The sequence below is a fragment of the Stenotrophomonas sp. TWI377 genome, from assembly GCF_039674525.1.
Classification (GTDB): domain Bacteria; phylum Pseudomonadota; class Gammaproteobacteria; order Xanthomonadales; family Xanthomonadaceae; genus Stenotrophomonas.
In genome coordinates this window covers 85,439-92,175 of record NZ_JBDJNT010000018.1, presented here as the reverse complement: position 1 = coordinate 92,175, position 6,737 = coordinate 85,439, and the positions used below count along the sequence as shown (strand labels likewise).

Here is a 6,737-nt window from a genome sequence, read left to right as displayed (position 1 = left end):
CTCACGCGTTTTGCGGGGGGCCTTTTTGGGGTGGGGGGGGCGGCGGGGGGGTGGGGCCCCCCCGCGCCCCCCCCCCCCCTGCTGCATGCTGCCCCGCCATGCGTCCAGGAACTGGCGGCGCTTGAGGCCGTCCAGGTAGACCAGCAGGCCCGGGCCGAGTTGGATCGGGCGGTAGCTGCGCTCGGGCGAGGCGCCCCGCCGTTGGCCCGCCGCGGGCAGGATCGGCATCAACCGCGCTTCGCGGGAGAGCACCTGTTGTCCACGGGGCGACAGCAGATAATCCAGGAACCGGCGGGCTTCATCGGGGTGCTTGCCGCCGCGCGGGATCACCGCGGTGCGCAGCATCACCAGGGTGTAGTCCTCCGGCTCGATGATGCCCAGCGGCGCACCGGCATCGATGCGCGCCTGCGCATACGAGCCCAGCACGTTGTAGACCAGCGAGAGCTGGCCGCTGCTGACCCGGTCGAGCAGCACGCCGGTGCGCTCCTCCAGCTGCACGCGGTTGTCGCCCAGCGCTCCAAGCAGCGCGCCGGCCATGCTGCCGCGTTGGCCGTCCTGGGTGGCAAGCAGATAGCCGACACTGCTGCGCTGCACATCGTAGGTCCCCACCCGGCCCAGCAACGGCGCATCCGGCGCCCGCAGCAGCTCCAGCAATTGACGCCGCGTGTGCGGCACCCGCGCCGCCGGCAGCATGCGCGTGTTGTAGACCATCGCCACCGGCTCGTAGCTGATCCCGAATGCCTCATGCCGCCACTGCGCCCAAGCGGGCAACGCATCGGTCTGCGCCGAGCGGTGCGGTAGCGCATGGCCGTCGTTGACCAGCTTGGCCTGCAGGTCCATGCCACTGCTGATCAGCATGTCCGGTGAAGCCGGTCCGCTGCGATCGCGCAGGTAGCGCGCATACATGTCCTGCGTGATGATGTCCTCGTAGACGATCTCCGTGCCGGGATGCAGGCGCTGGTAGTCGGCGATCACCGTGGCGAAGACTTCGATGTCGGTCGAGCCGTGGATGCGCAGCTGCGCGGTGGGCACGCCCTGTGCCGGGAAGCGCTGCACATCACCCGGATCAGCGAAGACCGTGGTGGTGAACAGCAACATCAACAGGCCATGCCAGCGTTTCATGCGTGCCTCCTCGGCAGCCGGATGGTGGCGACCAGCCCGCCACCCACACGGTTGGCCAGATCGATGTGGCCGCCATGACTGTCGACCACGCGCTTGACGATCGCCAGGCCCAGTCCGGCGCCGCCGGCCGCCGCGCCTTCGCCGCGCGCGAAGCGTTCGAACACCCGCTCCGCATCGGCGGCCGCGATCCCGGGACCGTGGTCGGCGATGGTCAGCACGCAGTGGCTGTCATCGGTGGTCAGCGCCAGCTGCAGTACGCCGTCGCCGCCGTATTTGAGCGCATTGTCGATCAGGTTCTTGATCGCTTCGCGCAGCAGCAGTGCATCCCCGTTGACCCACGCCGGATCGCTGGTCACCGCCAGCTGTACGCGAGGTGCGGGCAATGCCTGCGGCAAGGCCTCGTGCAGGGCCTGGTGCACGATCTCGGCCAGGTCGACCAGGGCGAAACGCTGCAGGTTCGCGCGATGGATAACGCTGGCATCGCTGAGCAGCTGATTGAGAAGGCGGCTCATGTGCGTCGCGTTGCGCTCGATCGCCTGCAGGCTGCGTCGCATGTCCTCCGGATCTTCATCATCCAGCGCGAGCTGGGCCTGCGCGCGCAGGGCCGCCAGCGGCGTGCGCATCTGGTGCGCGGCCTCGGCCATGAAGGCGCGCAGCGTTTCATTGCTGGTCGACAGCCGGCCCATGAAGTGGTTCAGCGCACCAACCATCTGGTCCATTTCCTGCGGTGTGGCGGCGTCCAGCGGCCGCAGGTCGGACGGTTCGCGTCTGGACAGTTCGCGTTCGACCCGCACCAGCGGCCGCAGCGCCCGGTGAACGCCGAGCGCGACCAGCGCCAGCGACAACAGCGAAAGCACGACGATCGCGACCAGCGCGCGGGTGACCATGTCCTGTGCCAGCGCCTCGCGCGCCCGCCGGGTCTGCCCGACCTGCACACGCACCTCGGCCTGCGCGGACGGTGATGACACCCGCCGCGAGACCACCACGAAGCGCACGGTCTCACCGCTGTAGGGCGCGTCGAACAACTGCGGGCGATCGCTCGGCGCGCGCGGCGGCGCCGGCAGATCGCCGTAGCCGGTCACGGTCTGGTTGCGCGCATCGAAGACGCGATAGAACACGCGGTCTTCCGGCGCCATGGCCAGCAGGTCGAGCGAGGCGTACGGCAGATCCACCTGCCACTGCGCATCCACCAGCGCCACCGAATCGATGATCGAAAGCGCCGAGGACACCAGCAGGTGATCGTAGGAACGGTTGGCGGCACGCTGGCCGTAGTCACGCGCACCGAAGAACAACGCGACCGCGAACAGCGCCATCAAGCCGCCCAGATACAGCCACAGCGTGCGCCGGATCGAGGTGGGCGCGCGGGCCTCAGTCACCATCGGCACTGCCCTCGGCCGCCGCATCGTGCGCCTCAAGCAGATAGCCGCTGCCGCGCACGGTCACGATGCGCAGCGGTGCCTCGGCCAGTTTGCGGCGCAGGCGCCCGACATACAGTTCGATCGCGTTGGGACCGGCCTCATCGTCGAAGCCGAACAGGCCGTTGCCGATCTCGTCCTTGCCGACCACCTGCCCCAGGCGACCCATCAGGATCTCCAGCAGACGGTACTCGCGGTTGGGCAGCTCGATCGGCTGGCCGTCCAGGCTGACCCGGTGCGCGGCGTTGTCGAACTGGAAGCCACCGATCTGCACCACCTCGCTGGCCTGGCCACGGGTGCGCCGCAAGAGCACGCGGCAGCGCGCTTCGAACTCGCGGAAATCGAACGGCTTGCCGAGGTAATCGTCCGCGCCGACATCCAGCGCCTGCACCCGGTCTTCGATGCCATCGCGCGCGGTCAGCATCAGCACCGGGGTGCTGTCACCGCGCTCACGCATGCCGGCCAGTACGCGCAGCCCATCCAGTTTGGGTAGGCCGATATCGAGTACGACCAGATCGAACGACTGGTAGCGCAGCACGCTCGCTGCGGCCAGGCCGTCGCTCTGCCAATCCACGGCATGCCCACTGCGGCGCATGCGGCGGACGATCGCGTCGGCCAGGTCCGGGTTGTCTTCCACCAGCAGGATGCGCATCGGTCGGGATCGGGAAAGGTGCACGAATGCTAGCGCGTGCGGCCGCATCCGTGCACTTCGCTGCGGTGCAGCAATGGCTGACAGGTGGATGACAGCATCCCGGCACTAGGCTGCGCCAACGCGACACCACCGAACACACGGTACCTGGGAGGGGCCATGGAACTGAACACACTGCGCTGGTGCCTGCCGGCCGCCTGCACGCTGTTGTTGGCCGCACCCGCCTGGGCCGCCGACGACAACACTGACGACCGCCCGGTCACGGCCAGCCTTGGCGGCCGCCTGCACCTGGACTTCGCCGATTTCCACAACGACCGCCGCGGCACGCCGAACAAGGACGACACCGAGATCCGTCGCGCATGGCTTGACGTATCCGGCAAGTTCTTCGTGGTCGACTACAAGCTGGAAGCGGATTTTTCCGGCGACCGGGTCGAGGCCAAGGATGTGTTCGTCAGCCGCAGCTTCGGCGATGCCGGCAAGCTCACCGTGGGCCAGTTCAAGCAGTTCTTCTCGCTGGATGACCGCACCAGTTCGAACTACGGCAGCTTCCTGGAGCGCGGCAATGCCGGCACCACGCTGGCGCCGCTGTATCGCCTCGGCGCCTCCTGGCAGGCCGCGCGCGGCGACATGACGTGGGCCGCCAGCGCCTACAGCCTGGAGAGCATCGACGCGTGGCAGGTCAAGGGCCGTGCCGCCGGTGGCCGTGCGACCTGGGCCCCCGGCGCCACCGCCGGTGATGTCCTGCACCTGGGCGTGTCGTTGGCGCATGAGCGCTACGACACCCCTGGCGCCGACGGCGTCCCCGCCCTGCGCATCCGCCCGCGCCCGGCCGGCCATCTCTCGGACAACAGCCGCCTGACCCTGGTCGATTTCTCGGCCGGGCGCGACACCGACGTCAACAAGTGGTCGCTGGAGTACGCACAGGTGAACGGGCCGCTGTCCTGGCAGGGCGAATTCAGCGGCGCCACCTTCGACGACGGCAGCCAGCGCGGCAAGGTGCTGGCCGGCTACAGCCTGGTCAGCTGGTTCGTCACCGGCGAATCGCGCGTGTACGACCGCAAGACGGGGCGCTTCGGCCGGGTCAAGGATTTCCAGCACACCGCCGGCGCGTTCGAACTGGCACTGCGCTATGACCAGATGCGCGGCGACCAGCACCTGATCGGCCAGCCGGACCTGCGCGACGGCCAGACCGAGGCGTGGACGCTAGGTGGCAACTGGTACATGCGCCCGAACCTGCGCTTCATGCTCAACCTGATCGAAAGCCGCAACCGCGACCGCCTGGCCGATGCCACCGTGGATCGCACGCGCGCGGTCACCGGCCGCCTGCAGTACGACTTCTGATGCCTACTTTCCGCACCGTTTCTTCTGGAGAATGCAGATGATGCTGAGCATCCTCGGCTTTGGCATGGTCATTACATTCATGTATTTGATCATGAGCAAGCGGCTCTCGCCGCTGGTCGCCCTCATCACCATTCCGATCCTGTTCGCGCTGATCGGCGGCTTCGCGGCCGGCATCGACGACATGATGCTGGAAGGCATCAAGAAGATCGCGCCGACCGGCGTGATGCTGATGTTCGCCATCCTGTACTTCGGGGTGATGATCGATGCGGGCCTGTTCGATCCGCTGGTGCGGATCATCCTGCGCTTCGTCAAGGGCGACCCGATGAAGATCGTGCTCGGCACCGCCATCCTGGCGATGCTGATCTCGCTCGACGGCGATGGCTCGACCACCTACATGATCACCGTGTCGGCGATGCTGCCGTTGTATCAGCGCCTGGGCATGAACGCGTTGAACATGACCTGCGTGACCATCCTCGCCGGTGGCGTGATGAACCTCACCCCGTGGGGCGGGCCGACCGCCCGTGCCGCCACCGCGCTGCACGTGGACCCGGCCGACGTCTTTGTGCCGCTGATTCCCTCGATGGTGATCGCCTGCGCCGGCGTGCTGGTGCTGGCCTGGTACCTGGGCATGAAGGAACGCCGTCGCCTGGGCGTGGTGACCCTGCCGCAGGGCGGGAGCTGGATGGACAACAGCGTCTCCGATGATGGAAACACGCTGCCGACGGTGGAAGACGCCGAGGACACCAAGCGCCCGAAGCTGCTGTGGGTCAATCTGGGCCTGACCATCGCCCTGATGACCGCGCTGATCCTGGGCGTGCTGCCGATGCCGGTCCTGTTCATGGTCGGCTTCGCGATCGCCCTGGTGATCAACTACCCGAACCTGGCCGAGCAGCGCCGCCGCGTGGTCAACCATGCCGGCAACGTGCTGTCGGTGGTCTCGCTGATCTTCGCGGCGGGCATCTTCACCGGCATCCTCAACAACACCGGCATGGTCGAGGCGATGTCGCACAGCTTCCTGGCGATCATTCCCGACAGCTGGGGCCCCTACCTGGCGGTGATCACCGCGCTGGCCTCGATGCCGTTCACCTTCTTCATGTCCAACGACGCCTTCTACTTCGGCGTGCTGCCGATCCTGTCCGAAGCGGCCGGCAACTACGGCATCACGCCGGTGGAGATGGCGCGTGCCTCGCTGGCCGGCCAGCCGGTGCATCTGCTCAGCCCGCTGGTGCCCTCGACCTACCTGCTGGTCGGCCTGGCCAAGGTGGAGTTCGCCGATCACCAGAAGTTCACCCTGAAGTGGGCCATCGCCATTTCGATGCTGCTGATGTTCGGTGGGCTGCTGTTCGGCCTGTATCCGCTTGCGTCCTGATCCGCCTACCAAGGAGCCTTCCGCCATGACTCTTCGCATCGCTTACGTCACCAGCGCCATGGGCAGTGTCGGCACTGCCATCTGCCAGAAGCTGGCCCGCAACGGCCACACCGTGGTCGCCGGCTGCGCCCCGAATTCACCGCGCAAAGCCGCCTGGCTGCGCGAGCAACGCGAACTGGGCTTCGATTTCATCGCCTCGGAAGGCAATGCCGCGGACTGGGCGTCGACGGTGGCCGCGTTCGCCAAGGTGAAGGCCGAAGTCGGCGAGATCGATGTGCTGGTCAACAATGCCGGCGGCAGCCGCGATGTGCTGTTCCGCCAGATGAGCCCGGATGATTGGAATGCGGTGATGGGGTCGAACCTGCATGCGCTGTTCAACATCACCAAGCAGGTGATCGACGGCATGAGCACGCGCGGCTGGGGCCGGATCGTGAACATCGGCTCGGTGAGTGCGCACAAGGGCCAGATCGGCCAGGTGAACTTCGCGACGGCGAAGGCGGCGATGCATGGCTTCAGCCGGGCGTTGGCCAATGAGGTGGCGACGCGGGGCGTGACGGTGAATACGATTTCGCCGGGGTATATCGCGAGTCAGTCGATCAGCAGTTTTCCGCCGGATGTGCTGGATCGTCTGGCGGGCTCGGTGCCGATCCGCCGCTTGGGCAAGCCGGAGGAGGTGGCGAGTCTGTGTGCGTGGTTGGCGTCGGACGATGCGGCGTATGTGACGGGTGCGGATTATGCGGTGAACGGTGGTCTGCACATGTTCTGACGGTTTTGCGCATCCCATGTGATGCGTGGCCTCCCCCACGAGGTGAGCCGCGATGCTGGTTGGCATCGCGGCTTT

The 6,737-nt window shown here is 67.2% G+C and carries 6 protein-coding genes; 3 read left to right on the top strand and 3 right to left on the bottom strand.

All coding sequences use genetic code 11. The features are described 5' to 3' along the window. The 3 genes from ABE546_RS15095 to ABE546_RS15085 all read right to left on the bottom strand — a co-directional run. Positions 1-1,122 (bottom strand): ABC transporter substrate-binding protein (locus tag ABE546_RS15095; RefSeq protein WP_346464310.1); only part of this gene is annotated, 1,122 nt, incomplete at its 3' end. Next, positions 1,119-2,501: a sensor histidine kinase gene (locus ABE546_RS15090; RefSeq protein WP_313209198.1), complete on the bottom strand. Its 1,383-nt coding sequence runs from the start codon at positions 2,499-2,501 to the stop codon at positions 1,119-1,121. The genes ABE546_RS15095 and ABE546_RS15090, both read right to left, overlap by 4 nt. Next, positions 2,491-3,189 carry a response regulator transcription factor gene (locus ABE546_RS15085; protein WP_313209135.1) on the bottom strand — a complete coding sequence of 233 codons (699 nt, stop codon included), beginning with the start codon at positions 3,187-3,189 and terminating at the stop codon, positions 2,491-2,493. Before ABE546_RS15085 ends, ABE546_RS15090 begins: the two co-directional genes overlap by 11 nt. A 156-nt stretch (positions 3,190-3,345) precedes the next feature. Between ABE546_RS15085 and ABE546_RS15080 the strand changes: the two genes are divergently transcribed. The 3 genes from ABE546_RS15080 to phbB are packed head-to-tail and all read left to right on the top strand — an operon-like array spanning position 3,346 to position 6,662. After that, positions 3,346-4,527: a porin gene (locus tag ABE546_RS15080; protein WP_313219627.1), complete on the top strand. Its 1,182-nt coding sequence runs from the start codon at positions 3,346-3,348 to the stop codon at positions 4,525-4,527. A gap of 40 nt (positions 4,528-4,567) precedes the next feature. Beyond that, positions 4,568-5,896 (top strand): CitMHS family transporter, encoded by a 1,329-nt coding sequence (locus ABE546_RS15075; protein ID WP_070473693.1) that lies wholly within the window; start codon positions 4,568-4,570, stop codon positions 5,894-5,896. A gap of 25 nt (positions 5,897-5,921) precedes the next feature. Further along, positions 5,922-6,662, top strand: coding sequence for an acetoacetyl-CoA reductase (phbB, locus tag ABE546_RS15070; RefSeq protein ID WP_019183776.1), 741 nt, complete (start codon positions 5,922-5,924; stop codon positions 6,660-6,662). Positions 6,663-6,737: the final 75 nt, after the last annotated feature.